Here is a 25010-nt window from a genome sequence, read left to right on the forward strand (position 1 = left end):
CCGGGTTTCTTAACCAGCAAAAAGCCCCGTCCGTAAAAGAAGCTTCTTTCACACAAACGGAGGCTTATTATCGGTCAACAGAATGCTTGGAGCACCATGAACTTAAGCGGCTTTAGGGTCCGCCCCGGATGAGGCTTCATCCTTGGAGCTGGACAAGCACAGATTTAATACAATGGCTGTCAGGGAGCCGGATACGATGCCGTTTTGCAGCAGCATCTTGGCAAAGTCCGGCAGCTGGTCGAACATCTGAGGCAGCGTTGCCGAGCCCAGACCGACCGCGATACTGCAAGCGGCGATCAGCAGATTCCGCTCTTTGCGCAGATCCACCTCGGATAAGATGGAAATACCGGAAGCGGCAACCGAGCCGAACATCACGATCATGGCTCCGCCAAGTACGGCATTCGGGATGACGGTCGTCAGCGCAGCCAGCTTAGGCAGCAATCCGAGTACGACCATGATCCCGCCCGCGGCGAAAATAACATCCCGGGACTTCACACGGGTCAAAGAGATCAAGCCGACATTTTGCGAGAAAGCGGTATAAGGGAAAGCGTTGAAAATACCGCCCAGCATAATCGCCAAGCCTTCGGAACGCAACCCGTTCACGATTTGCTTCTGCTCGACCTTCTGATCCGTAGCTTTGCCTACGGCGAAATAAACGCCTGTGGACTCCACCATGCTCACGATGTTGACAATAATCATGGTCACGATAGCGGTAATGCTAATTTGAGGAATACCGAAGTAAAACGGCTGTGCAATGCTGAACCAGGATGCTTCGCCAACCGACGAGAAATGCACGATGCCCATGAAATAACCGATTACGGTACCGACCACCAAGCCGATAAGCACCGATATAGCGCGAAGGAAGCCTGTGGCCAACCGGTTTACCAGCAAAATTACGAGCAGCGTAATCACAGCCAGCAGCAGGTTGTGGGGCTGTCCGAAATCCGGAGCGCCCTGTCCGCCTGCGGCATTATTCATAGCGACCGGAATCAGCGAAAGTCCGATGATCGTTACGACCGATCCGGTTACGATGGTAGGGAAAAATTTGAGCATTTTGCCGTACAGCGGCGCAGCCAGAACGACGAATAGGCCGGATATAATAATGGCCCCGTACGTGGTCGCTAAATTCGAGGTTGATGCGATAGCGATAATCGGTCCCACTGCCGTAAACGTACATCCCAGCACGACCGGCAGACGGCTTCCGAAAAATCGGGTTCCCATGACCTGCAGGATCGTAGCGAGTCCGCATGTGAACAGATCGGCAGCGATCAAGTAAGCCATTTGGGCGGGAGTCAGCTTCAGTGCTCCCCCCACGATCAGCGGCACGACAACGGCCCCGGCGTACATGGCCAGCACGTGCTGGAAGCCTAGCGTCACTACCTTTTGTTTGCTTAGCATTCTTTAATCTCCCCTAGACCTTTTGGATTATAGGTTGATCCTCAACAAAATGAACCTCGCCCGGCGACATCGAAGCAATGCGGGCCAAAGAGTGAACCTCTACGCCCCGCTCCTCCAGAAGGCCCCTTCCTTCCTGGAAGCTCTTCTCGATGACACACCCGACGCCCATCAGCTCGGCGCCCGATTCCTTCACGATATCGACCAGTCCGACCAGCGCCGCGCCGGTAGCCAGAAAATCGTCGACGATCAGCACCTTATCGCCCGGATTCAGATACTTCTGGGAAACGCTGACCTGATACGTTTCCTGCCGGGTAAACGAATGTACCGGTGCCGAGTATACGTTCTCAGCGAGAGTGACGGCTTTCTTCTTCTTGGCATAAACAAACGGAACGCCTATCGCGATGGCCGCAGCCATGGCAAACTGAATGCCGCTGGCCTCGATGGTGAGTACCTTGGTAATAGTCTTGCCCCCGAAAATACGCGCGAATTCCTTGCCGATCTCCAGCGCAAGCTGAGTGTCCACCTGATGATTCAAAAACGAATCCACCTTCAATACGGTATCGGACAGGATCAGTCCCTCTTGACGTATGCGTTCTTGAAGTAATTTCATAACTGTGTTCGCCCCTTTTCATGAAAAAAAGGACAGGGCTCCTTGAGCACTCCTCAAGTGAAGCCTGTCCTTCTGGGTTTTTGTCCCTGTTGGTGTAGCACGCAACCGTGCCCGCATCGCTCGGACCAGCCCTTCTACTCCATCAGGAAATAGAAACGGAACCCTAGATGCGCTTTTCACTCATAGTCGGTCGATTCATACGGTCGTCCGGTAGAAACTTATGGGCCATATCCCCAAAATTATACGAGTTCATATGAAGTTATCTTTGTCTATAGTACACGTTAGTATCTATCGTTTCAAGAGGAAATTTATCATAAATCGACAAGATTCGCGGGCTCCCGGAGCATGGAATATTTCCCTTGGAATGAACTGGGGCGTCCGCCGGTTTTCCTGTCGGATTGATGCTCGACAGGCCATAATATACGGCAAAAAACCAGGGAGACTTGCCCCCTGGCTTCTTGGTTGGAATTAGAGTCGTTTGCGCTTATAAAACACTACGATAAAGCACGCGGCAAGCAATGCTATAAAGGCTGCTCCCGCCATCATTGCTTCGCTGGCGCTTCCCTGCGGCTGCTGTTGGCCTCCCGGTCCCCCAGGGCCACCGCCGCCTGGACCTCCAAAGCCCCCTCCAGGGCCACCCTGACGGCCTCCGGGGCCGTTCTGCATCTGCTGGCCCCCCTGGCCGTTCTGCGCCTGCTGGCCTCCTTGGCCGTTCTGCATCTGCTGGCCTCCTTGGCCGTTCTGCACCTGCTGGCCCCCTTGGCCATTCTGCACCTGCTGGCCTCCTTGGCCGTTCTGCTGGACTTGCCCGTTGACGGCGGCCGCTTGGGCCTGCACTTGCTGGCCTTTTTTTCCGTTGTTATTGCCGGCGCCCATGCCGGGCATACCACCGCCCATGCCGCCGCCGTTTCCTGAACCGTCGCCGGAAGAAGGACTTGTACCGTCCAGCTGCTTCGTCAGGCTGGCAACCATTTGCGAATTAAACGATTTGAGCTGGGTGATTCCCTGCTGGTATTGGTCGTAGGTATAGAAGGCCGTCGGGTCCTTGGCCACACCATCCGAGATCAGATCGGCCAGCTCCTGGACACGCGCGGCAAACTTATCCTCGGATAAGTATCCTTGCACCATCTCTTGGACGATCTGGTGGTACTGCTCCTTATACTTATCAACCTTCAACAGCTTGTCGACCAAAGGCCGGTCCGCTACAGCCCCTTGGGTTGGCTCATCCATCAGAATCCCCGTTCCACCAAGGCCACCGAACGCCATATTGTAATCCCAGGGCAGTATAGAGAATGTCCCTTTATTTTCATACAAATAATAATTATGCTTATTGCCTCCCAAATAGCTGTCCATATTAGCGGTAGCCATATTAAGAGCGATAAATTTCAGGGCCTCCTCAACGTCCAGCACCTTTTCATAATCGGTTCCATTGTTCAGCTCATTGACCATGGCCAGAAGCTCTTCTCCTTTTGTAGAGCCCGACTTCAGATCGAGTCCCGTATAGGCGCTCGCCTTTTCCAGCCAATTCAATTCGCTGCCGTTGCCGCCGTTCGCTTTGTACAAAGCTCCGTTGGAGCTGCCGAAATTCCGTTCGAGATAGGACTCCCCGAGCTGCTCTACAGCCAGGTACAAGCCTTTCAGCTCGTTATTGACGTACAAGTTGACATGGGAATATTTAGGTGTCGGCAGGCCCATCTGCTCGGCCAGCTCATAGGCTAGAAACTCCCGCATATAGGTGGGATCGCTGTAATTATTGTTCAGATTGATTTTGGTAATACCCTCCAAGCTTTGACTTGAAATGTATTCGTCAAACGCGATTTTGAAGCTGTACCGGTCCGAATCTGAATTGACGACGCTGCGCAGACTGAGGTTTCCTTTAGTCCGGACGGCCACATGATCTATATGCTTGCCGTTATAATCCACCGACGCAGTCTTGAACTCCTCCGCGCTGGCATTGTCCAGCATATCCTGGAAATCATTTGGGTCAAGCGTAATCTTTACATCAATAACTTTATCCTTCGGAAATACGTTCTCATCTATGCTCTTCTCCTTATCCGACTTGCTTGAGCTGACGCCGTTTGTCGCCGCAGCACCGCCGGTTCCGGCCATGCCGCTGCCGCCCGTCACTCCACATCCGGTTAATCCCAAGATCAGGCAGATGCATAGAAGAAGCGTTATTGCTTTCGCTTTCATTCCTGACACCTCCATTCTTAGGACACATAATCACCGCTGTAGCTGATGAGCACCGCATTTTTCACGCCTTGAAGCTCGTTAATTTGATTGACAAAGGCCCCTTCGCTATCGCGAAGCCGAATTTCCAGGGTCGTTTCGATATTGCCGTGAGTCACCGTTTTTTGCTTCACGTTGTACCTTTTTACCATGCGGCTGACCATGGATTGGACCTCTTGTTCCGCAGCATCTCCCTCACAATTGACCACTAACAGATACGGTGTTTCGAAGGACGACTTTTGGATAAAGAAGAACATCACCAAGCCGATAATGACAGAGCCTACGATAGCTAACGTGTAGAAGCCTGCACCGGACACGATCCCTGCAGCGGCAGCCCAGAACAGAAAGATCAGGTCCGTCGGATCTTTAATCGGCGTTCTGAAACGAACGATAGACAGCGCGCCCACCATACCGAGCGACAGCACAAGGTTCGAGTTAACCGCAATAATGACCATCGCCGTAACCATAGACATGCCGATCAACGAGATGTTGAAGCTTTTGGAATACAGGACGCCGCTGAACACCCGTTTGTACAATAAGTAAATAAAGAAGCCGATGAAAAAGGCGACGGCCAGCGACAGCAGGATTTTCGACAGGTTCATATCCGAAACAAAATTGCTGACGACCGATTTTTTTAGTAAATCCGTAAAATTCGTTGTCGTTGTGTTTGTATCCATAGATCAATAATCCTCCCAAGTGTTGTATTTCAGAAATTTTCTGCAGATCACGTATTTGGATGCCGATTGCCTGTTCAGTCCTTCAAGCTGCAGAGCAAACTTAATGTAATCCGGAATGTACTCATCGTACTTGACCTCCAGAATGATCAGATTCTCGTCGATAGCCCGGACGGGCTTAAGCTGCTTGCTGAACAGATCCGTCGAGTGCAGCCCGGTCCTTAGCTCCTTGTCGAACGTAATCCGAACGTTTCCGTTATGGCATACATAAGGCTCCCGCACATAGTCGACGATGACCTTGGGCCGCAGCAGATGATGGTTCATTTCATGATAAAGCTCCATCAGCAGTGGCTTCTCCGGATTGTTCAGCACCTCGAATTGTCCGGCTGCAATCTGCTCGTACATCTCCCGGGTCAACGGCTCCTTCATTTTTGCAATGTAATCGTTGAATTTGATTTTTTTCTCAAAATGAATCACATCGTCCTGCACGTTATAAATGCGAATCCGGTACTTAACCCGGTCCCTGATTCCGCCCAGCTTCTCATGAAGCGCTTTATTGCTCATATCATCAAAATATAGGCTCCGAATGTGATATTCCCCTGAAGAGCCGACATTGCTGTCGGGGCTCATCAAGCTTTTGAGTCTTTGGCGGATAATGTAAAATTGATGCTGGTTAATGAAAAATTTGAGTTCATGCCGGTATTTCAAGCTCTTGTTCATGTCACACCTCTTTCTATATCAGATCCACCCTGTATCTGGTTTTTCCATTTCCCATCCAGCTGTCTCTTCATTACAGAAAGTATTGTATCGTCCCTAACTGAACTCACGCTTAGCGGCAACTGAGCGGTAACTGAAAGTTTACAATTCCTTTACAATAGAGCTACACTAGTCTGATATGGCAGGAAAGGAGTGCCCCCATGATGATCCGATATCAAAGCGCCGCTTGGCTCATCGCATTGGCTGTAGTTGTCGTCGGAGCCGCTCTATGGCTGGAATCACAAAAGCAGGGCCCGGTCCACGCGTCCAGCACCCCTAAATCGATAGCAACTACGTTTCATGGAGACCCCCGTACGACCCGGGCATTCACCTGGTTCACGGAAAATCCAGAGGATGCAGCCGTCATTCAATGGGTCAAAGGCTCACAGTTTACAGGAGATAACGTCCAGACGCTCACAGGGTCCACGGCTGTCATCCAGATGGAGAAAAAGAAGTCTCAGGCGGTTCATACAGTGGAAATCACCGGACTGGAGCCGGGTACGGTTTATTCCTATCGAGTTGGCAGCGGCCAAGGTACGGGTTGGAGCGAGCTCTCCTCGTTTAGGACGGAGCCGGAGGGAACGAACGGATTCACGTTCATTAACGTTACGGATTCCCAAGGGAAGACGGAGAAGGATTTCGAGCAATGGGGCAGGACGCTGGACCAAGCCTTCAAGATCTATCCCCATGCCGGATTCATCGTTCATAATGGCGATTTGACGGAGGATCCCGAGGAGGAAACCGGCTGGGATTCCTTCTTTGGCAAGACCCGCAGCTGGCTGAAGCAAATTCCTCTGATGCCGGTCACGGGTAACCACGACGAAATGAACGGCAATGCGGACCGATATTTGGCCCATTTCCAGCTGCCCGCCAACGGGGCGAAAGGTTCCATTCCCGGTACCAATTACTCGTTTGATTACGGCAGCGCCCACATCGTCGTATTAAATACGGAATCCAATATCAACGGACAGACCGAATGGCTCCGGAGCGATCTGGCCCGTACCGATAAGCCATGGAAGATTGTCGCCATGCACAGAGGGGTCTACGGAGGAAATTCGTATAAGAAGGTGGAGAAGTGGAGCGAGCTGTTTGATGAATTCCAGGTCGATCTTGTCCTGCAGGGGCATAATCACGAATATTCCCGATCGTATCCCCTGCGCGGCGGTAAAATAACGGGGAACGGAGACGGGCCGATAGTTAATCATGAAGGGACCGTATACGTGGTCACCAATGCTGCCGGCGCCAAGTTCAATGAAAAGAAAAAGGATCTGTTCTACCATAAGGTCCATTTCCAGAATCAGAAGCCGATGTTTGCCGGCATTACGATCGAGGGGTCTTCATTAACCTATCAAGCCTTTGATGCGGATGGGGTAAAATGGGACGAATTCGTGATCCGTCACGAGAGCTAGGAGCTGCTTTAGCGAAAAGAATGCCCTTGCCGAGGCTTAATAGAGCTCGGTTAAGGGTGGTACGTTATCCGTAACCCATATGGATTCGCGTCGAGCTTCAACCGCAAAAAAGCACACCCCTAATGGATGTGCTCTCTCCTGTCGTTCCTTCTTGCTTACCCGATCGATTGCTTTAATTGCTTGCTTCTCAGCTGCCCGCAGGCGGCATCGATATCGGTTCCGTGCTCCAGCCTGACGCTGCAGCTGATACCCTGCTTCTTCAACGTATCGTAGAAGGCCGTTATCGATTCCTGCTCGCTCCGCTGGTATTGGCTGTGCTCATCGACCGGATTATAAGGAATCAGGTTGACGTTAGCCAGCTGACGACGGTGACCGACCAGCTCTGCCAGCTCAAGAGCATGCTCCTTGCGATCGTTGACGTCCTTCAGCAAAATGTATTCCAGCGTAATTCTCCGCTTCGTTTTCTCCAAATAGTAATCAATGGCCGGCATAAGCTTGTTCAGCGGAATGGCCCGGTTGATTTTCATAATTCTGGTGCGAAGCTCGTCATTAGGCGCATGCAGCGAAATGGCCAGGTTCACCTGCAGATCCGAGTCGGCGAATTCGATAATTTTATCGGCCAGACCGCTGGTCGATACCGTAATATGTCTTGCCCCGATAGCCAGTCCTTTGTGGTCCTTGACCACATGGATGAAGTCGGACATGTTCTTGTAATTGTCGAACGGCTCTCCGATGCCCATCACGACAATATGACTGACCTTCTCCCCTTGACCCGCAGAATCGAGATGCAGCTGAACCTTCATGATCTGCTCCACGATTTCGCCGCTTGATAAATCACGGCTCTTCGCAAGCAAGCCGCTTGCACAGAAGCTGCATCCGATATTACAGCCGACCTGCGTCGTGACGCATACTGACAAGCCGTACTTATGGCGCATGAGTACCGTTTCAATCAAGTTGCCGTCGCGCAGCTTGAACAGAAATTTAATCGTTCCGTCCGCGGATTCCTGTCTCGTGTGCTCACTCATCGTAGAAATGACGAAATGCTCCGCCAGCACTTGAAGACAATCCGGATGAACGTCGCTCATCTCCGCGAAGTCGGTTACCCGCTTGCGGTAAAGCCAATCCCACACCTGCGCCGCGCGGAATTTTTTATGACCATGCTCTTGCAGCCATGCTATCAGCTGCTCCTGCGTCAATCCGTAGATGGATTCTTTATTCATATGATATCCTCTTTTCAACTCTATAAATTCAGTCCTATTATTGTCCCAAAATTAGTTTGCTAAAACAAGGGGGTCAGGGCAGTTATTTGTTATCCAATATTGCCTAGCATCCTTAAGCTCCGTCAACGCCGCTTCAGGCATACTCGCTTGAATACTTCCAGTCGATAGCAGCCCGCGCTTTAATAACCATGTCTTCACCTAAAAATATCTCCGTCCAAAGCTTATGATGTGATCCGATTGGATTTTCCTGCGCTTTTATTTTATAATATCGCCATATTCCCCGGACAGACTGAAGAAACGGCGTGTTACAATATAGATACCATAAATCAGGCAACCATGTCTCCATCCTACAACCAGTTTAGGCACAGATTACAGATAGCGGGGCATACGAACTGCCAGCACTACAATATATAATAAAGGATCGTGTTAGTCATGGGTGTCATCATCTTTTGGTCGGTTGTTTGCTTGGTTATCGTTCTTGGCTTGACGTTCTGGATCACCAAGAAAGCATACTCGCGCAAATGGGATGAAGAAGAATAAGCTTTCGTTCTGCGGCTCGTTTAAGTCGCTATCAATGCCTTGAGAATCACAAAAAGAAGACGTCCTTCCTTTCCAGATGAAAGAATGGGCGTCTTTCTTGTTTACGTTCGCCGGTTACTCTTAAAATGTTTTGGTTCCATATTTCATATTGAAGCTTTCATCGCTTGAGGCAAAGTAAATAATGCCTTCAACCAGGCTGATCAAGGTCGGGATATACGTCCAGCAGAAGAGCAAATACACGATGCCCCAGCCGACCCTGCCCAAATAAAATTTATGAATGCCGAAGCCTCCCAGTAAAATAGCCAGTATCCCTGCAACGATTTTACTTTTGGCAGGACGGACCCAGACCTGTTGTGGTGGAGGCGCCGAATTGACGTAAATGTTGTTGTTGACAAAAGGCTGCTGTGTTTCACGAGGAACATTTTGGTGCATTTGCGGGTTAGGCGGCGGAGCAAAGGAGAATTCTTCGCCGCAATATTTACATTCGGTCGTATTCAATGCAACCGGTGCGCCGCAGGAAGGGCAGTTTTTTGTGCTCATAGGTCTGAGCTCCTCTCTGTATTATGATTGGATATTCAATGCTTCCCTATAATTAAGCAGCGTATGAGTTTCCTCAATCAGCTTTAAAATGTCGTTCAGGTTGCCTTCATGAAGGCTGGATTTCATATGCAGCTGCAGGAAATCCAGATTCACCTGCACCCTATGCTCCAGCTCCATGATCTGACTGCTGCCCGCTATTCTTCCAAACGGAGTTGAAGCCTGGAGGCGTTCCTTCAGCAATTGGAAGGCCTTCCAAATAGAGACGGCGGCAGGATTCGGTTCCTTGTCCCGCAAGGCTTCTTCAATTGTACTGAGCTGCGCCTGAATCGTATGCCTGACATCCCGCTCGAGCTTGGTCCTAAGTCTATCATCCGAATCCTGTCCGGCAAAAAACAATAGAATCGCATAGAGAGCCGCATACAGAGCGAATAGGAACAGCTCCCAGCCTATATACCCGAGCATACTGCCGAAAATAAACAATACTGAGATCAGATTGGAGATCAGGAAATAGGCGACGGTCAGCATAATCATCGATACACAATAAGGGAAGCTGCTGTTTCTAAAAAACAGCTGCGGCCTCACGAGAATCCCATTGACCGCAATCAGCCCCGCTGCCAGAACCATACCAGCTATCGCCTGCTTCTCTGGTTCCAACAAGAACGCCTCAGAGAGCAAGGTCATCGCACCGAAAATAACTGCAATATCAAAGGCTGCCGCCGCCAGCCAACGCAGCATGCGGTAGCTGCGAACATCCGTCCTGCTCACATTCAGCCCCCCAGCTTCGTGCCGCATTCGGCACAGAACTTGGTCCCGGGTTTATTCACCTTCTGGCAGCTGGGGCATGGCTTGGAAAGCATTGAGCTTCCGCAATTCGAGCAGAATTTGGCATTCTCATCTATCAGCATATGGCAGGAATAGCATTCGATTTGTTCCTTGCTTAACTTGCCGCCGCAGTTGCCGCAAAACTTATCCCCCGGCTCGTTCATATGTCCGCAGGCTTGACAGGAAGTGCTGTACACAGAAGAGTGGGCTAATGTCTGGGAGAAGCTGCTGCTCATAAGCCCGCTGCCTGCCCCAAAGCCGAAGCTCATACCGGCGGCAGCCATCCCGCCCCCGATCTCATTGCCTGCCGCGGCCTCCATCACGTCAAATGAACGCTTCGCGTTATAGCGGGAATCTCCCATAATATCGAAGGCCGCTCTTTCGCCCAGCAGCTTGTTAATAGTCTCAAAATCTTCGTCCGGGAAATTAATAGACGATAGGTTGAAGTCTATCATTTCGATGCCGAACCGTTCGAATTCCCCGGCGAGGCTCTCATGAACCTTCTCGGATAGTTCCTCCAGCTTCGGCGCTATTTCCATGACCGATATTTTCTGGTTAATAATCAAATCCGCTATCATCGTCTTGACCTTCGTGACCGTAACGCCTTTGAAATAGCCCATCACCGTGTCATATTTCACGACCTGCGCGTCGCCGACAGCACCGATCAGCTCCGTTAAAAACACGCGGAAATTGGTAATTCTCATGCCCATTTGACCGAAGGCCCGAACTCTTATCCGAACTCCGTATTTAGGATCGATCAGACTGATCGGGTCGCTCGTACCCCATAGCACGTCCAGCTTGGCGGTGTTATTGATAAAGAACACTTCTGCCGAGAACGGGGTTCTGCCGCCAAAGGGGAGGTTGATAAACGACTGAAGCAGCGGAATGTTTTGGGAGCGAAGCGTGTAAGTGCCGGGCGAGAAGAAGTCCAGTGCCCTTCCTCCCTTTACAAAAACCGCCATCTGCCCTTCCCCTACGATAAGCTGCGAACCATACACAAAGCTATCTCCAGGATAACGATAAACCAGCCAATCTCGATTCGCTATGCCATTAAATTTGATAACATCAATGATAGCCAAATCAATCCCTCTTTCATTCGCCGTTTCCAAACATTGTCTTAATTGTATACACCTTGTCTCTTTTTATCAAATCCTATTTGATATTTTGATATAAACACCCCACAAAGCGGAGCCGCGGCTAATGAAGCTGCTGGAAGAAAAGAATGATTTCGTAACATGACGGGTTGTTGACATTCCTGTGATATCTGTATATTCTGTATATGTATGATATACACAGTTGAGAGCGAGTGAAGGATTACGAAAATTATTATTTCAAACGTATCGGATCCCCCGATCTATCAGCAAATAAAAGGACAAATTAAGGATGCCATTTTGCGCGGAGAATTAACCGAAGGCGAGCTTCTTCCTTCCATTCGGGCACTGGCTAATGACCTGCGCGTGAGCGTGCTGACGACCCGTAGAGTATATGACGAGCTGGAAGCGGAAGGCTTTATTACGACCAAGGCTGGCAAGGGATCCTATGTGGCTCAAGGTAACCTGGAGCTTTTACGGGAATCCAAGCGGCGTATGGTTGAAGAAAAGCTCACCGAAGCATGGAATGCGGCCCGCTCGCTCGGCATCAGTAAAAGCGAATTGTACCAAATGATGGACCTGCTGTTCGAGGAAGGAGATAGTGAATCATGAGTTCGGTATTGGAAGTCGAAGGCTTACGCATCAATAGGGGCTCCTTCGAATTGCGCGATGTCAGCTTCTCTCTGCCTGAAGGCTGCATCACCGGTTTTATCGGGGTTAACGGCGCCGGCAAAACGACAACCATCAAATCCATTCTGGGATTAGCATTAAAGGATTCCGGGAAAATCCATGTATTCGGCAAGGATATGGATAAGCATGGACGGGAATTAAAAAACCGGATCGGCATCGTGTTCGATGAAGGCTATTTCTATGAGGATTTAACTATGGGAGAAATGAAAAGTGTTCTTGCGCCCGCCTACTCTAGCTGGGATAATGCCGCTTTTCACAAGTACATGGATCGCTTCGGGCTGAATCCCGGCCAGAAAATATCTACTTTATCCAAAGGGATGCGAATGAAATATGCCATTGCACTGGCCCTATCCCACCACGCGGATCTGCTGATCATGGATGAGCCGACAAGCGGACTGGATCCTTTAATACGAAGCGAGATTATGGAAATCCTGTTGGAGTTTATGGAGCAGGACGGCAAGAGCGTCTTTTTCTCCACGCATATTACCTCCGACCTTGATAAAATTGCGGATGCGCTGGTTCTAATCGATAGAGGCAGTATCATCTTTAACGAGGATAAGGACCTGCTGCTGGATACCCACGGCTTCGTCAAAGGAGACAAGAAAGAGCTTAACGAGCATACCCGGGACCTGTTTCTGACACTGCGCGAAACCGCATATGGCTTTGAAGGCTTGACCCACAACAAACCGGCTGTACTGGAAAATATGGCTGGCGTTCTTATGGAGAAGCCCACCATCGAGGATATCATGCTCGGCTATATAAGGAGGTAATGACTATGCTGCTGAATCTGGTGAAGAAAGACTCCCTTCTCGTCAAAAAGTATATGATTCTCATGTTTATCGCCGCCATTATCCTTCCTGTGTTTATCAAAATGAAAATGGAATTTCTTGCGTCCGGCGGCTTCCTGGCCTTTTTTATAAGCACGCTGTACATTCTGTTCCTGACGTTCAGCTCCGTCTCCATGTCAGAGTTCAAGCACAAAGGCTCCGCCCTGCTGTGTGCCACTCCTTATGGCAGGGCCGCGATCATTCAATCGAAATATTTGTTTTTACTGCTTCTATTTATCGGCTGCTCCATCCTATATACCGTAACCTCCTGGCTGGTTCCGCAGCAAATGGGGATGTTAAGCTTGGCCGAATTTGCGTACTGCTTTCTTATTCTAACAGTGGTCTTCTCGATCATGATTCCGGTGCAGTATCGCCTTGGCTTCGAAAAAGCGAGATATATGTTCTCGATTAGTATTTTCGTCGTGCCGTTTATCGTTCCGGTTTTGTTGAAATATATGCAAGCTAACGACATCAGCTTCCGTTGGACGCTTCCGGTTCCGGCCATCGTTCAGGGGCTGCTGCCTATTGTCTTGGCGCTCGCGATAGGCATGATTTCTATGACCGCTACCATCCGTATTTATGAAAAACAAAATCTTTAGAACCGCTCCTGCCAAACAAGGGGGTGTGACGGGCCATCCGGTCTGCCGCACCTCCTTTCTTTTGTTGCCTGCCGTTTCACCTTCATTGTATGATGAACAAAGGATTACGACAGGAAGAGAGGGACTGACCACGATGAGTTTTCAACAGCTCGTTTCCATCATACCGGTGTTCGAACAAGTAGAGACCTTCACTACGGCTCAAACCATCGTCAGCCCTCCCGACCGCCACCTTATCCTTGTCGTACTGCGCGGACATCTCTTAATCTCAGGCTGCAATCAAGAGCCCGCTATGGTTGCTCAAGGCTTCGCCTGCCACCCGCAGTACAGCCCTTTCACCATCCAGGTTCCCAAAACCAAATCGGCCGAATACCTCGTCATTTCATATCGCATCTTCCCCGAGAGCAGTGCCTGGACCCTGCATGGCCCGCTTCGTACTTACAGTGAAGTAAAAATCAAGTATATGCTGGACGAGATGATCCGGATGACGGAGGATCTCCAAACTCCTTCCGACGAGGAGCAACTCGTGCAGCAGGTCCGCAAGCGTCTGCTCCTGGAACGCATCCTGTTCATCTATTTATATGAGACCCAATGGACCCAGGAGGACAAGTCTTCTGCGGTCAGCATGGAAGAATCCCTTAACTATATAAACGAGCATTACATGCTGAAGCTCACCCTCCCTATGCTGGCGGAACGTGCCGGAATGAGCGTAGGTCATTACACGGTTTTGTTCAAAAACCTCACGGGAACCACCATGAGCCTTTACTTACGCAGACTGCGGATTCGAAAAGCGAAGCAAATGTTCCAGCAAACGCAGCTCCCCGCCAAAGAAATCGCCCAGCGCGTCGGCTTCATGGACTATTTCCATTTTAGCCGGACCTTTAAACAGGAAACGGGCCTTTCTCCTACGGAGTACCTCAAGAGCTTGGATAAAATCTAATAATATAACATGCTCGATCTTCAAATTAGATATGGTCGAACCCTCTATATGCGGCTAAAATCAATTGAGAATAATTATTATTATCAGGAGGAACATTCATGCAGCATCGATTTAGCCGCATCTTTACCTTTACTTTATCGTTGGTTCTTGCCATAAGCCTCGCCGCTTGCGGTCAAACCGCAGGCAATTCCGGGCAGAGCAGGCAAGCGGGCCAAGGCAGCTCTCCCTCTGCAGCCCCGGCCGAAGGCAAAATTACCGTCGAAGACGCCCAGGGAACGGTCACGCTTCCTAAGAAACCGGAACGCATCGTGACTATGGACTTCAGCTTTACCGACATGCTGGTAACGTTAAGCGTTCAACCCGTAGGAATCGCCGACGATAGCAATAAGGACTTATTCATGGATGTTGTGAAAAACCAGTTAAAATCCTATACATCCGTTGGCTCCCGCTATGAGCCGAACATTGAGCTGATCAGCTCTCTCAAGCCCGATCTCATTATCGTCGATATCAATAAGCATAAGAATGCGCTGCCTCAGCTGAAAGCCATCGCACCGATTCTTGTGTTGAACGACTTCCAGGCGGATTACGAACAAATGCTCAAAAACTACATCATTACATCCAAAGCCGTCGGCAAGGAAGCCGAAGGAAAGAAACGTCTCGAAGAGCACCAAGCCAAAATGGAAGCGGCTAAGAAAAAGATTAAAGATGCTAACCTGGCCGTTCTTCCGGCCGTAGTCAATCCAACCGGCTTCTTCGGTCATTCCGACCATTCTTATTCCGGCTCCATGTTGAAAATGCTGGGCTTCACCGATCCTTTAAAAAGCGATACGGCTTATCCTCAGCTGACTTTGGAGCAGCTGGTCGAGACCAACCCGCAAGCGTTGTTCCTCATGCCAACGGATAAAGTAACCATCGTGAACCAGTGGGAAACGAATCCTTTATGGAAAAAGATCGATGCTGTCGCCAAAAATAAAGTGTACACGGTGGAACGCCGTGATTGGTCGCTATCCCGGGGCATGCTCGGATCGGAGAAAATCGCCGAAGATATTTTAAAACAGCTGGGAGAATAACCAAAATGGAAACTTCCGCGCAATTGGAGAAGCAGAGCCGCTCTTGGTTTCTGCTCTCCCTTTTTTGTATGGGCTCACTCCTGTTAATCGGCGGCATGCTGCTGAGCCTCAAGTGGGGGCAAGCGCAGCTGTCCTGGGGCACGTTATTCGAGGCTCTTACCTATCGGGGCCATGATAAGCTTCATCTGTATATCCAGACGCTGCGGCTGCCGCGCACTTTGACAGCCTGCATGGTGGGCATTATGCTCGCCCTCGCGGGCCTATTGACGCAGCTTACGACCAAGAACCCGCTTGCCTCACCGCATATATTCGGCATTAATGCCGGAGCTTCTTTAGCGGTGGTGCTTGGATTGGTGCTGTCCGCCGGACTGGGATTGATGGCATCGATGGCGCTTGCCTTCTTGGGAGCTGTCGCCGGAGCTCTCCTCGTCTGGTCGTTAGCAGGCATCGGACACAAGCAGGTGGTCCGAATGGCCCTTGCGGGCATCACCGTCCACTTCCTGCTGTCATCCCTGACTGAAGGGGCTATGATCTTGAACCAATACTCTACAGAGAGCATGATCTTCTGGCTGGTCGGCTCGGTGAATCGCGCAGGCTGGCATGAGGTGGCGGCGCTCCTCCCTTTTTTGGCCGGCGGGCTTCTGCTGCTCGGCTTCATGGTGCCTGCCTTCCGCCTGCTGCCGCTTGATGACGATATTGCATCAGGATTGGGCCAAAGGGTTGCGCTCGTTCGCGGAACCGGAATGCTGTTGGTCATCGTATTTGCCGGTTCAGCCGTCGCCGTATGCGGCCCGATCGGTTTTATATGTCTCATCGTTCCTCATATCGCCCGATCGCTGGCGGGCCCGAGCCTGAACGTTCTCGTGCCGTTGACCGGACTGCTCGGCGGCTTGATGCTCGTCTATGCGGATTTATTCAGCCGCTTTATTGCTTTTCCGTTTGAATCGCCCGTAGGCATCGTAACGTCCGCCATTGGAGCGCCGTTCTTTATTTATTTATCACGGCGGCAAGGAGGCTCGAGGAAATGAAAAATACGCTGATTCTCCTTCTGGCTTGCCTGGCGATGGTTATCTTAAGTGTCATTTCGTTCAGTGTGGGTGCCGTTTCGATTCCGTTGTCCGATATCGGCAGCGGCTTGTTCTATCAGGACAGTTCCTCCTACTTCATCGTTCATGAATTGCGGCTGCCGCGTGTCCTCGTCGCGATTTTGGCTGGATTCGGGCTAGCTGTTGCCGGGGGCATTCTGCAAAGTCTGGTCCGCAATCCATTAGCCAGTCCCGATGTGATAGGCATTACGAAAGGCGCAGGCTTCATGGCGGCAGCCGTTATTTTCCTGTTCCCCCAATCGCCGATTTATGTGCTGCCTCTAGCCGCATTTGCCGGGGCGGTTGCCGCCTTTCTCATCCTGCTGGCCCTAAGCAGGAAGCTCACCTTAACGCCGGCTTCGCTGGCTCTTGTGGGTGTAGCGATCGGAGCCGTGTTTCAAGCGGGAATTCAATATTTGATCGTAACGAATCCGACCAACGTCAATATGGCGCTGCTGTGGATGTCCGGCAGCTTATGGGGACGCGGCTGGAGCCAGGTGCAGTACCTCCTGCCTGCTATGATCGTGCTGCTCGCCTTTGCTTACGGAAGCTTCAGGAAGCTGAACGTCTTTCAGCTTGGCGACGAAATCAGCGTCTCGCTAGGCCTGCCTATTGTGCGCGAGCGCTTCTGGCTGTTTTTATTGGCGGTAGCCCTATCCGGTATTTCCGTATCGGCTGTCGGCGCCATCGGCTTCATCGGACTTCTGGCTCCCCATATGGCAAGAAGCCTTGTCGGAAGCCTCAATCAATGGCTTCTTCCGCTGGCGGCGGTCTTGGGCGCAGACCTCATGCTGCTTGGCGACTGCCTGGGCCGTGTTATCATCATCCCGCGCGAAGTTCCCGTCGGCATCATGACCGCCGTTATCGGCGCACCCTACTTCATCTATTTGCTGCGCCGGGAAAGGTTAAGACGCTAGGCAAGCTGCTGCCTGCTGTACTAGAACCCAAAACAAAAAAACAATCGGTTCGAGCCCCAGGGCTTGGTCCGATTGTTTTTTGTCTGGATACATTCCCTCTGCACTTCATTCCCTGTTACCTGACGCTATGAAGCGCCTCAAGACCGGCTTCGTTATCTTTTACAAAAAAGAACTGCTTGCCATGGTTGCACTCATAAATAAAATCTCTGAGGCTCTTGCTGTTATATCCTTCAAAGTCTCCGACTACGGCCAGCTTGACTTGATAGTTGGTATATTTCTGCAGGATTTCTCCCGCAAGCTTCGTTCTCAGCTCGAAGAAGTCCTCTGTTATATTCGCCTTATTCAGCAGGATTTTATGGCATTCCTCGGTGTAATTTACCGTTGCCATCAAATCCAAAGCATCTTGAACGTCGCCTATTACGATGTCGGAGCTTTCTATTACGGCGACCTTGGAGTCGCCCCTTTGATCTATGACAATGTTCATTTCCTCTCTCCCCTCCAGCTAATCAGAGCCAGCCTGTGTCCTATATTGTACCATATATTCCCACACACCAAACTGTAATACCTCTTATTGAACGATTATCTATGTTTTAGTAAATGACTAACTTTCCATGCACCAAGTTCACTCATATGATCCATATCAGTGAAGTCTTCTTCAGTAAATTCTTTATTATTCAAGTCTAAAAAGGTAAAGGTCAGTTTGGATTTGAGATTATTTATTACACTATAGTACTCTGTTATAAAATCCTGGTTTAAATATTTGTTATAATAAGGAGTAGTCGGAAAGTTAATTACGATCGGCTCTATCTTTCTTTTAACTAAATACAGTAAAAACTCATACATTGTATTCTCATGTTCCACTCTCGTCGTTGAGTACTTAATTAATTTATTATGAGTCTCCGCTCTCTTCTGTCCAATAATAAACTTGGATTCCTCATTAATAGATCCTAATTGACAACTTCCCAATAAGCTATACTTTTGTCTAGTAATTTTATTATTGAAGTAAGTCTTATTATCATGAAAAATGACTTTGCTAAACCATTGAAACATGGATTCTATATTAAAAATTTTTTTGATTAAACTATCGGTATAATCATTGAAATCTTGCAACTTTTTCTTACCTGAGTAGACATAATGGTTACTATCATTAAAAATAGGGTAGTACACGTTCTCAATTCTAGAAACTTCAGATTTCAATGATTTGGATAGGTCAAAATGGAATGTCCAGTAACCAGTCCCAATGTAACATTCCTTAACATTTCTGTTGGCATTAATAACTTCCTTAGCAATCTTAAAAGAATAATACAAATCCTGGGATGGTAGGGATAGGTTGACAGAATTTTTATTTAAAGCGGCCTCGTCTACTCCGAACATGGCATATGAAGAACCAACTATAATGGCTTCTGTTGATGGCTTTTTTGCTTCATCTATTGCATTACAAAGGTAATGATAATCATAATTTAATTCGTATAAATGCTCAGCCAGTATATATAGATCATTCATCCATTTATCATAATTTATGACTTTATCAAAGATAGTATCTATTTCATCAGGCCGAGACGTCTCTTCACTTATAATAAGAACGTTGAACTCAGGGGTATTCCTATCAATGGAGTTTATATTTGTCCTAAAATCGCCTAAATAATTAATCCTATCGCTTAAAATAGTTTTAATTGCTCCATATTTGTCCTTTCCTTCAAAATAAACATTAATACAATAATTTTTTTCAATATCATCTATTAACTTTGTTAAGAGTGATGGAATCTTGTTGAACAATACTTTAAAACTACTCAACTCATAATTTGAACTATTACAAAAAGTAATAGCATCAACTAGTATGTCAGCTACCACATTAAAGTTTGTTATCCACGAGTATTGCTGATTTTCCTCAATGAAATCTGCTAAAATATTTATAAAAGAAAACATTTCACTCTCAGTTGCTTCTTGATCGGAAATAATCCTCATTTGATTTATTAATTCGAGGTTTCGAATGTGTTTCTCCAATGTATACTGTACCATCCCATGCCCTTTCTTTCTAAAATCAATTTTTCCCGACCCATAATATTTACCATAGCAATTTTACCATATTAATTACTGACTGACGATAAAAAGAAGCTCTTAAAGCATCTTGATGCTTCAGAGTGCCTTTAATTATTTTTGTTTTTCCTTTCAACTTACATTCATAAGCGCAGCTAATGTGATTTTCTTTTCTTATAGCTTCTACCCAACATTTGTAATTCGATGATCAACACACCTAAGTAAGTATGGGATATCTCCTGAATCAAAGCCTTGAGAGAACCATAGGAAACAATGACCTGATTTTTTCAGTAGGGACCTTTATAACACTGTTGTCATTGCATTTTGATCCGCTCTTTTTCTCTAGGACTCAGATATCAGCTAGGTTGTAAATGTTAATCCAAAAAGACGAAACTTGAAAATATTTAAGCCCCAATGTTGTCGCAAACGACCAATCGAGCTCCTAAAATCGGCAGCTGAGCCTGACCTATCCGCTCCTGCATCCTCCATTGTACCATATATTCCCACCCACCAAAATCAGGCTACTCCATCATCTGTTTTACCAGCTCCCGATTGCGGGTTTTAAATACCTCGTTATGCGACGATACCATAGCGCTCTTGCTGGCATCAGGCTGAATGAATTGCTTGGCCTTGTTCACGGCATTGGCTGCGTCTTGAAAGGCGCCGGCTATCAAATGCAGCTTGCCGTCATGCATCAAAATATCTCCGGCTGCATAAAGCCCGGGTACCGAGGTTTCGCTGCTGGCGTTTCCCGCAATATAGTCACTGTTTATCATGTCGATATTCAGACCGCTGTTTACGAGCAGATTCGTATCCCGTTCATAGCCATGATTGATGACTACTTCATCGACGGGCAGGCACGTGACCTGGCCTGTGTCATGATGCGTCAGCTCAACCGATTCAATCGATTCATGATCGGCTGCTGCTATTAATCGGGTAATGGTCGTTTGAAAATAGCAGTGAACCGAGCTGTTCTTCAGCTGCGTTACTTGGGACTCATGGCCGGATAAGGCGTCCTTGCGGTAAGTAAGGTACACTTGCCGGGCAATCGGCTCCAGCTCATTGGCCCAATCAATGGCGGAATTACCGCCTCCGGAAATAATAACGGTTTTATCCTTAAACTGCTTCAAGGATTTCACCGTATAGTGCAGATTGCTGACCTCATACCGCTCCGCTCCTTCGATCTCCAGCCTGGTAGGCTTCAGGATACCGCTTCCTACGGCGACAATGACCGTTTTCGAGTAATGTTTCCGTCCGGACGCGGTATGAAGCACGAAGATCCCATCGTCGTTGCGTGTCATCGACTGCACCTTTTCATTCAGCACCACCTCAGGCTGAAACGTCAGCCCCTGCTGGACAAGCTGTTCTATGAGCTTAGCGCCGGGAATAGGTGTGAGGCCCCCGATATCCCAGATCATCTTCTCCGGGTATACATGAACCTTTCCTCCCAGCTGCGGCTGGTATTCGATCAGCTTGGTCTTCATCTCTCTCAGACCGCTATAAAAAGTGGAATAAAGCCCCGCCGGGCCTCCTCCTATTACCGTTACGTCAAATAATTCCTCACCGTACAAATTGGTCACCTTCCACCTAAATAAAAATGATAATCATTATCAATTAACTTTACACGGTATTTGACACTTTTTCAAGAACGGGTTGACAAGAAGAGGAAATCCTTTTATCGTATTAGATTAGTGATATTGATAATCGTTATCAATAATAATTTCGTAAGCTACGAAGAAAGGAGGTCCTTCATGGTACGCCTCTACACAGACCATTTGAGCATTGGCTACGGTGAGCGCGTGATTGTGAAAGATCTGAGCGTGAAGATTCCGGATAAGCAAATTACGGCCATCATCGGCTCGAACGGATGCGGAAAATCTACGCTGCTCAAAGCCATCACACGGATCGTCCCCCATCAGTCCGGTGCTGTTATCCTCGATGGTGCCAATATCGCACAAGAAAATACGAAAATGCTCGCCCAAAAGATGGCCATTTTGCCGCAAACGCCCGAAGGAGCAAACGGCTTAACGGTCGGCGAGCTCGTATCGTACGGGCGGTTCCCGTATCAAAAAGGCCTTGGCCGGCTGACCCCCAAGGACATGGAAGTGATTCACTGGGCACTGCAGGCAACGGGAATCGAGGCATTTAAGTACCGGCCCGTCGATGCCTTATCCGGCGGTCAGCGGCAGCGTGTATGGATCGCCATGGCGCTGGCGCAAGAAACCGACATCATCTTTTTGGATGAACCGACGACGTATTTGGACATGGCCCATCAGCTTGAGGTGCTGGAGCTTTTGCAGAAGCTGAATGCCGAGCAGGAGCGTACGATTGTCATGGTGCTCCATGATTTGAACCAAGCGGCCCGTTTTGCTGACTATATCATCGCGCTCAAGGACGGACAGATCGTCAAAGCAGGAAGCTGCGAGGAAGTCATCCGGCATGAGGTGCTCCAGCAGGTGTTTCAGATCGATGCCGAAATCGGACGAGATCCTCGAACCGGCAAGCCTATGTGCGTGACCTATAACTTGATGAAAGGATTGTAACCACCCATGAATAAAATGCTGATCCCGCTTCTGACCTTGATGCTCTTCATAAGCGCTTGCGGCAGCCCGGCCGCCCAACCATCCGGGAGCTCTGCCTCCAAGAACTCCGCTTCATCCGGAACCATTACCTACCAGTCGGAGTCCGGTCCTATTCAGGTCCCCGCCGATCCTAAACGCGTTGTTGTGCTTTCTTCCTTCGCAGGCAGCGTGATGTCGCTGGGCGTCAATCTGGTCGGTGTCGACTCCTGGTCCAAGATGAACCCGAACTTCGATGCCAAATTAAAAAACGTTCAGGAAGTATCCGACGAAAATCTGGAAAAAATCATCGAGCTGGATCCCGATCTGATTATCGGCTTGTCCAGTATCAAAAACATCGATAAGCTGAAACAAATCGCGCCAACGGTCACTTATACCTACGGCAAGGTCGATTATTTGACCCAGTTTCTGGAGATCGGCAAGCTGTTGAATAAGGAGAAGGAAGCCAAGGCTTGGGTAGACGACTTTAAACAGCGCGCCGAAAAAGCCGGAAATGACATCAAAGCCAAGATCGGCGAAAATGCCACTGTCTCCGTTATCGAGAATTTTAACAAGCAGCTCTATGTGTATGGAGATAACTTTGGGCGCGGAACCGAAATTTTGTACCAAACCATGAAGCTGAACATGCCGGATAAAGTGAAGGAAACGGCTCTCAAGGCAGGCTACTATGCGCTGTCTGTGGAGGTCTTGCCCGCTTATGCCGGCGATTACGTGATTTTCAGTAAAAACAATGAGGCCGACAATGCCTTTCAGCAAACTGACACGTATAAAAATATTCCGGCCGTTAAGAACCATCACGTCTTCGAAGCCGATGCCAAAGCATTCTACTTCAATGATCCTATAACATTGGATTACCAGCTCAATTTCATTATCAAAAGCTTTCTAGGGTGATCACTCATGAAGAAAGAGACTGAACGTCCCTCCGCTTTCGTATACAAATGGATAGCCGGAGCTGTCTGCTTGGTTGCTATGTTCGTGGTGTCTATGGTGTTCGGCGCAGCCGATACGACGCTCAAAGACGTCTGGCTCGCGCTAACCTCCCAGGCTGCTGGGGAGAAGCTCTCGCTGCTGCGCGAGATTCGCCTGCCCCGTGAAATTGCGGCTATGTTCGTCGGCGCGGCATTGGCCGTATCCGGTGCGATCATGCAGGGCATGACGCGCAATCCCCTTGCCGACCCCGGTCTGCTCGGACTCACCGCCGGGGCCAACGCTGCGCTTGCGGCAACCATGGCACTCCTGCCTTCGGCTAATTATGTTTCTATTATGGCGGCCTGCTTTGTCGGAGCAGCTGTCGGCTCCGGGATGGTGTACGGGATCGGGGCGATGAGAAAAGGCGGCTTCTCCCCCCTTCGCCTCGTTTTGGCCGGGGCTGCTGTCTCCACCTTCTTGTACGCCATTGCGGAAGGGATTGGGCTCGCCTTTAAGATCTCCAAGGATGTATCCATGTGGACATCCGGAGGCATCAGCGGGACCTCGTGGAGCCAGCTTCAAATCATCGTCCCGTTTATCGTAACGGGGATTTTCATTGCCATTGTACTATCCCGGCAGCTGACAATCCTCAGCCTGAGTGAAGAAGTGGCTGTCGGCTTAGGCCAGAACACCTGGAGAGTGAAGACCATCCTGTTTGTCGTCACGATCCTGCTTGCCGGCGCTTCCGTCGCCCTGGTCGGAAACATGACCTTCATCGGCCTCATGATTCCGCATATCGTACGTGCGTTCGCGGGCAAGGATTATCGGTTCACCCTTCCCATGTCCGCATTGGCAGGAGCCTCCTTCATGCTGCTTGCGGATACGCTTGGCCGTACGATGAATGCGCCTTATGAGACCCCGGTGGCGGCCGTAGTCGCTATCATGGGCCTGCCGTTCTTTCTGTTCATCGTGCATAAAGGAGGCAAAGCGTACTCATGATCCATCCGGCCCTAATCAAAAAGCAACGCCTGATTCTGATCATCCTGCTGGCGCTTATCGTCATTACCATCGTTATCGGGATGGGCATGGGATATTCCAAGCTGCCTTATCATCGGCTGATCCCGACCCTGCTTGGTCAAGGCACCTTCAAGGAAGAGTTCGTGTTCTTCTCCGTTCGGCTTCCGAGAATAGTGATTACCCTGTTAGCCGGTATGGCTTTGGCGCTTTCGGGTGCCATTCTTCAAGGTATTACCCGGAACGACCTGGCCGATCCCGGCATCATAGGCATTAACTCCGGGGCAGGTGCAGCCATTGCTGTTTTCTTTTTGTTCTTTCCTGTACAGGCCGGCTCCTTCGTTTATTTACTGCCGCTTGTCGCTTTTGCCGGGGCTTGTCTTACGGCTTGTCTTATTTATGTATTTTCGTATAACCGGCACACCGGCCTGCAGCCTATCAAATTGGTGCTGACGGGAGTCGGATTTTCCATGGCCCTCTCCGGGCTGATGATTGTGTTGATATCGTCGGCCGAGCGCACCAAAGTCGATTTTATATCCAAGTGGCTGGCCGGCAGTATATGGGGAGTGGATTGGCCTTTTATAGGGGCTCTCCTGCCTTGGCTGATTATCCTTATCCCTTTCGTACTGTACAAGGCCCAACGATTGAATCTGCTTTCTCTCCATGAGCCTGTAGCTGTAGGAATCGGGGTATCGATCCAGAAGGAACGACTCGTCTTGCTGTTAACCGCCGTGGCCTTAGCCGCCTCAGCCGTTTCCGTTACAGGGGGAATAGCTTTCGTCGGGCTGATGGCCCCTCATATTGCCAAAGCCCTGGTTGGTCCAAGGCATCAATTATTTATGCCTCTTGCCATCCTGCTGGGCGCCTGGCTGCTCCTAATCGCCGATACGATCGGGCGGCAGTTCGTCGACCCCGATGGGATTCCAGCGGGCATTATGGTTGCTTTGATCGGAGCGCCCTATTTTATGTACTTGCTGCTGAAAAAGTAGCTGCAAGAGAGCCCTCTGAGGGGGAGCCTTGGCTTCGATTGTGCTAAAAAACAAACCAGTCCGTTACA

24 protein-coding genes and 1 riboswitch are annotated in these 25010 nt (G+C 49.4%); of the genes, 12 read left to right on the forward strand and 12 right to left on the reverse strand.

The genetic code is table 11. From position 1 onward, the window contains the following. Positions 1-102 precede the first annotated feature (102 nt). The 5 genes from GGC63_RS15500 to GGC63_RS15520 form a co-directional block, all read right to left on the reverse strand. Positions 103-1398 (reverse strand): nucleobase:cation symporter-2 family protein, encoded by a 1296-nt coding sequence (locus GGC63_RS15500; protein WP_192703072.1) that lies wholly within the window; start codon positions 1396-1398, stop codon positions 103-105. A gap of 13 nt (positions 1399-1411) precedes the next feature. Continuing rightward, positions 1412-2008 carry a xanthine phosphoribosyltransferase gene (locus tag GGC63_RS15505; protein ID WP_192703073.1) on the reverse strand — a complete coding sequence of 199 codons (597 nt, stop codon included), beginning with the start codon at positions 2006-2008 and terminating at the stop codon, positions 1412-1414. Between the two features lie 163 nt (positions 2009-2171). After that, a riboswitch (purine riboswitch) is annotated at positions 2172-2275 on the reverse strand. Positions 2276-2476: 201 nt separating this feature from the next. Continuing rightward, complete coding sequence (locus tag GGC63_RS15510) at positions 2477-4201, reverse strand: CotH kinase family protein (protein WP_192703074.1); 1725 nt, start codon at positions 4199-4201, stop codon at positions 2477-2479. Positions 4202-4218: 17 nt separating this feature from the next. Beyond that, complete coding sequence (locus GGC63_RS15515) at positions 4219-4914, reverse strand: DUF4956 domain-containing protein (RefSeq protein WP_192703075.1); 696 nt, start codon at positions 4912-4914, stop codon at positions 4219-4221. A gap of 3 nt (positions 4915-4917) precedes the next feature. Further along, positions 4918-5631: a polyphosphate polymerase domain-containing protein gene (locus tag GGC63_RS15520; protein ID WP_192703076.1), complete on the reverse strand. Its 714-nt coding sequence runs from the start codon at positions 5629-5631 to the stop codon at positions 4918-4920. Between the two features lie 197 nt (positions 5632-5828). Here GGC63_RS15520 and GGC63_RS15525 point away from each other — a divergent pair, with 197 nt between their 5' ends. Beyond that, entirely contained in the window at positions 5829-7076 is a 1248-nt protein-coding gene (locus GGC63_RS15525; RefSeq protein ID WP_225948237.1) for a purple acid phosphatase family protein, read from the forward strand. A 155-nt stretch (positions 7077-7231) separates the two neighbouring features. On the opposite strand, the gene rlmN is transcribed toward GGC63_RS15525, so the two are convergent. The 4 genes from rlmN to GGC63_RS15545 all read right to left on the reverse strand — a co-directional run bounded on the left by rlmN (position 7232) and on the right by GGC63_RS15545 (position 11277). Further along, a complete protein-coding gene (gene rlmN, locus GGC63_RS15530; RefSeq protein ID WP_079911269.1) occupies positions 7232-8296 on the reverse strand; it encodes a 23S rRNA (adenine(2503)-C(2))-methyltransferase RlmN in 1065 nt (354 codons plus the stop codon). Between the two features lie 660 nt (positions 8297-8956). Beyond that, the gene (locus GGC63_RS35350) at positions 8957-9376 is read right to left on the reverse strand and encodes an NINE protein (protein WP_192703077.1); all 420 of its coding nucleotides are present in this window, start codon (positions 9374-9376) and stop codon (positions 8957-8959) included. A 21-nt stretch (positions 9377-9397) separates the two neighbouring features. Next, positions 9398-10141, reverse strand: a complete 744-nt coding sequence (locus tag GGC63_RS15540) for a hypothetical protein (RefSeq protein WP_192703078.1) — start codon at positions 10139-10141, stop codon at positions 9398-9400. A 2-nt stretch (positions 10142-10143) separates the two neighbouring features. After that, positions 10144-11277, reverse strand: coding sequence for an SPFH domain-containing protein (locus GGC63_RS15545; protein ID WP_192703079.1), 1134 nt, complete (start codon positions 11275-11277; stop codon positions 10144-10146). Between the two features lie 234 nt (positions 11278-11511). Between GGC63_RS15545 and GGC63_RS15550 the strand changes: the two genes are divergently transcribed. From GGC63_RS15550 to GGC63_RS15580, 7 genes are all read left to right on the forward strand, one after another. Next, positions 11512-11901 carry a GntR family transcriptional regulator gene (locus tag GGC63_RS15550; protein WP_192703217.1) on the forward strand — a complete coding sequence of 130 codons (390 nt, stop codon included), beginning with the start codon at positions 11512-11514 and terminating at the stop codon, positions 11899-11901. Beyond that, positions 11898-12749, forward strand: coding sequence for an ABC transporter ATP-binding protein (locus GGC63_RS15555; RefSeq protein WP_192703080.1), 852 nt, complete (start codon positions 11898-11900; stop codon positions 12747-12749). The genes GGC63_RS15550 and GGC63_RS15555 overlap by 4 nt, the downstream gene beginning before the upstream one ends. A 5-nt stretch (positions 12750-12754) precedes the next feature. After that, positions 12755-13405 (forward strand): ABC-2 transporter permease, encoded by a 651-nt coding sequence (locus tag GGC63_RS15560; protein WP_192703081.1) that lies wholly within the window; start codon positions 12755-12757, stop codon positions 13403-13405. A 133-nt stretch (positions 13406-13538) separates the two neighbouring features. Then, a complete protein-coding gene (locus GGC63_RS15565) occupies positions 13539-14342 on the forward strand; it encodes a helix-turn-helix domain-containing protein (RefSeq protein ID WP_192703082.1) in 804 nt (267 codons plus the stop codon). 98 nt (positions 14343-14440) lie between these two features. Then, positions 14441-15412, forward strand: a complete 972-nt coding sequence (locus GGC63_RS15570; protein WP_192703083.1) for an ABC transporter substrate-binding protein — start codon at positions 14441-14443, stop codon at positions 15410-15412. A gap of 5 nt (positions 15413-15417) precedes the next feature. Next, on the forward strand, positions 15418-16440 hold the full coding sequence (locus tag GGC63_RS15575) for a FecCD family ABC transporter permease (RefSeq protein WP_192703084.1): 1023 nt from the start codon (positions 15418-15420) through the stop codon (positions 16438-16440). After that, on the forward strand, positions 16437-17414 hold the full coding sequence (locus GGC63_RS15580; RefSeq protein ID WP_192703085.1) for a FecCD family ABC transporter permease: 978 nt from the start codon (positions 16437-16439) through the stop codon (positions 17412-17414). Before GGC63_RS15575 ends, GGC63_RS15580 begins: the two co-directional genes overlap by 4 nt. 115 nt (positions 17415-17529) lie before the next feature. On the opposite strand, the gene GGC63_RS15585 is transcribed toward GGC63_RS15580, so the two are convergent. The 3 genes from GGC63_RS15585 to GGC63_RS15595 all read right to left on the reverse strand — a co-directional run bounded on the left by GGC63_RS15585 (position 17530) and on the right by GGC63_RS15595 (position 21022). After that, on the reverse strand, positions 17530-17898 hold the full coding sequence (locus tag GGC63_RS15585; protein WP_192703086.1) for a DUF4180 domain-containing protein: 369 nt from the start codon (positions 17896-17898) through the stop codon (positions 17530-17532). A 95-nt stretch (positions 17899-17993) separates the two neighbouring features. Further along, on the reverse strand, positions 17994-19418 hold the full coding sequence (locus GGC63_RS15590; protein ID WP_192703087.1) for a D-alanyl-lipoteichoic acid biosynthesis protein DltD: 1425 nt from the start codon (positions 19416-19418) through the stop codon (positions 17994-17996). A 554-nt stretch (positions 19419-19972) separates the two neighbouring features. Further along, complete coding sequence (locus GGC63_RS15595; RefSeq protein WP_192703088.1) at positions 19973-21022, reverse strand: NAD(P)/FAD-dependent oxidoreductase; 1050 nt, start codon at positions 21020-21022, stop codon at positions 19973-19975. A gap of 180 nt (positions 21023-21202) precedes the next feature. Here GGC63_RS15595 and GGC63_RS15600 point away from each other — a divergent pair, with 180 nt between their 5' ends. From GGC63_RS15600 to GGC63_RS15615, 4 genes are read left to right on the forward strand one after another with little or no spacing between them, the layout of a single operon-like run. Continuing rightward, complete coding sequence (locus GGC63_RS15600) at positions 21203-21994, forward strand: ABC transporter ATP-binding protein (protein WP_192703089.1); 792 nt, start codon at positions 21203-21205, stop codon at positions 21992-21994. A gap of 6 nt (positions 21995-22000) precedes the next feature. Continuing rightward, positions 22001-22921: an iron-hydroxamate ABC transporter substrate-binding protein gene (locus GGC63_RS15605; protein WP_192703090.1), complete on the forward strand. Its 921-nt coding sequence runs from the start codon at positions 22001-22003 to the stop codon at positions 22919-22921. Positions 22922-22927: 6 nt separating this feature from the next. After that, positions 22928-23938: a FecCD family ABC transporter permease gene (locus tag GGC63_RS15610; protein ID WP_192703091.1), complete on the forward strand. Its 1011-nt coding sequence runs from the start codon at positions 22928-22930 to the stop codon at positions 23936-23938. Further along, positions 23935-24942: a FecCD family ABC transporter permease gene (locus GGC63_RS15615; RefSeq protein WP_192703092.1), complete on the forward strand. Its 1008-nt coding sequence runs from the start codon at positions 23935-23937 to the stop codon at positions 24940-24942. Before GGC63_RS15610 ends, GGC63_RS15615 begins: the two co-directional genes overlap by 4 nt. Positions 24943-25010 lie beyond the last annotated feature (68 nt).

The sequence above is a fragment of the Paenibacillus sp. OAS669 genome (assembly GCF_014873645.1).
Taxonomy (GTDB): domain Bacteria; phylum Bacillota; class Bacilli; order Paenibacillales; family NBRC-103111; genus Paenibacillus_S; species Paenibacillus_S vulneris.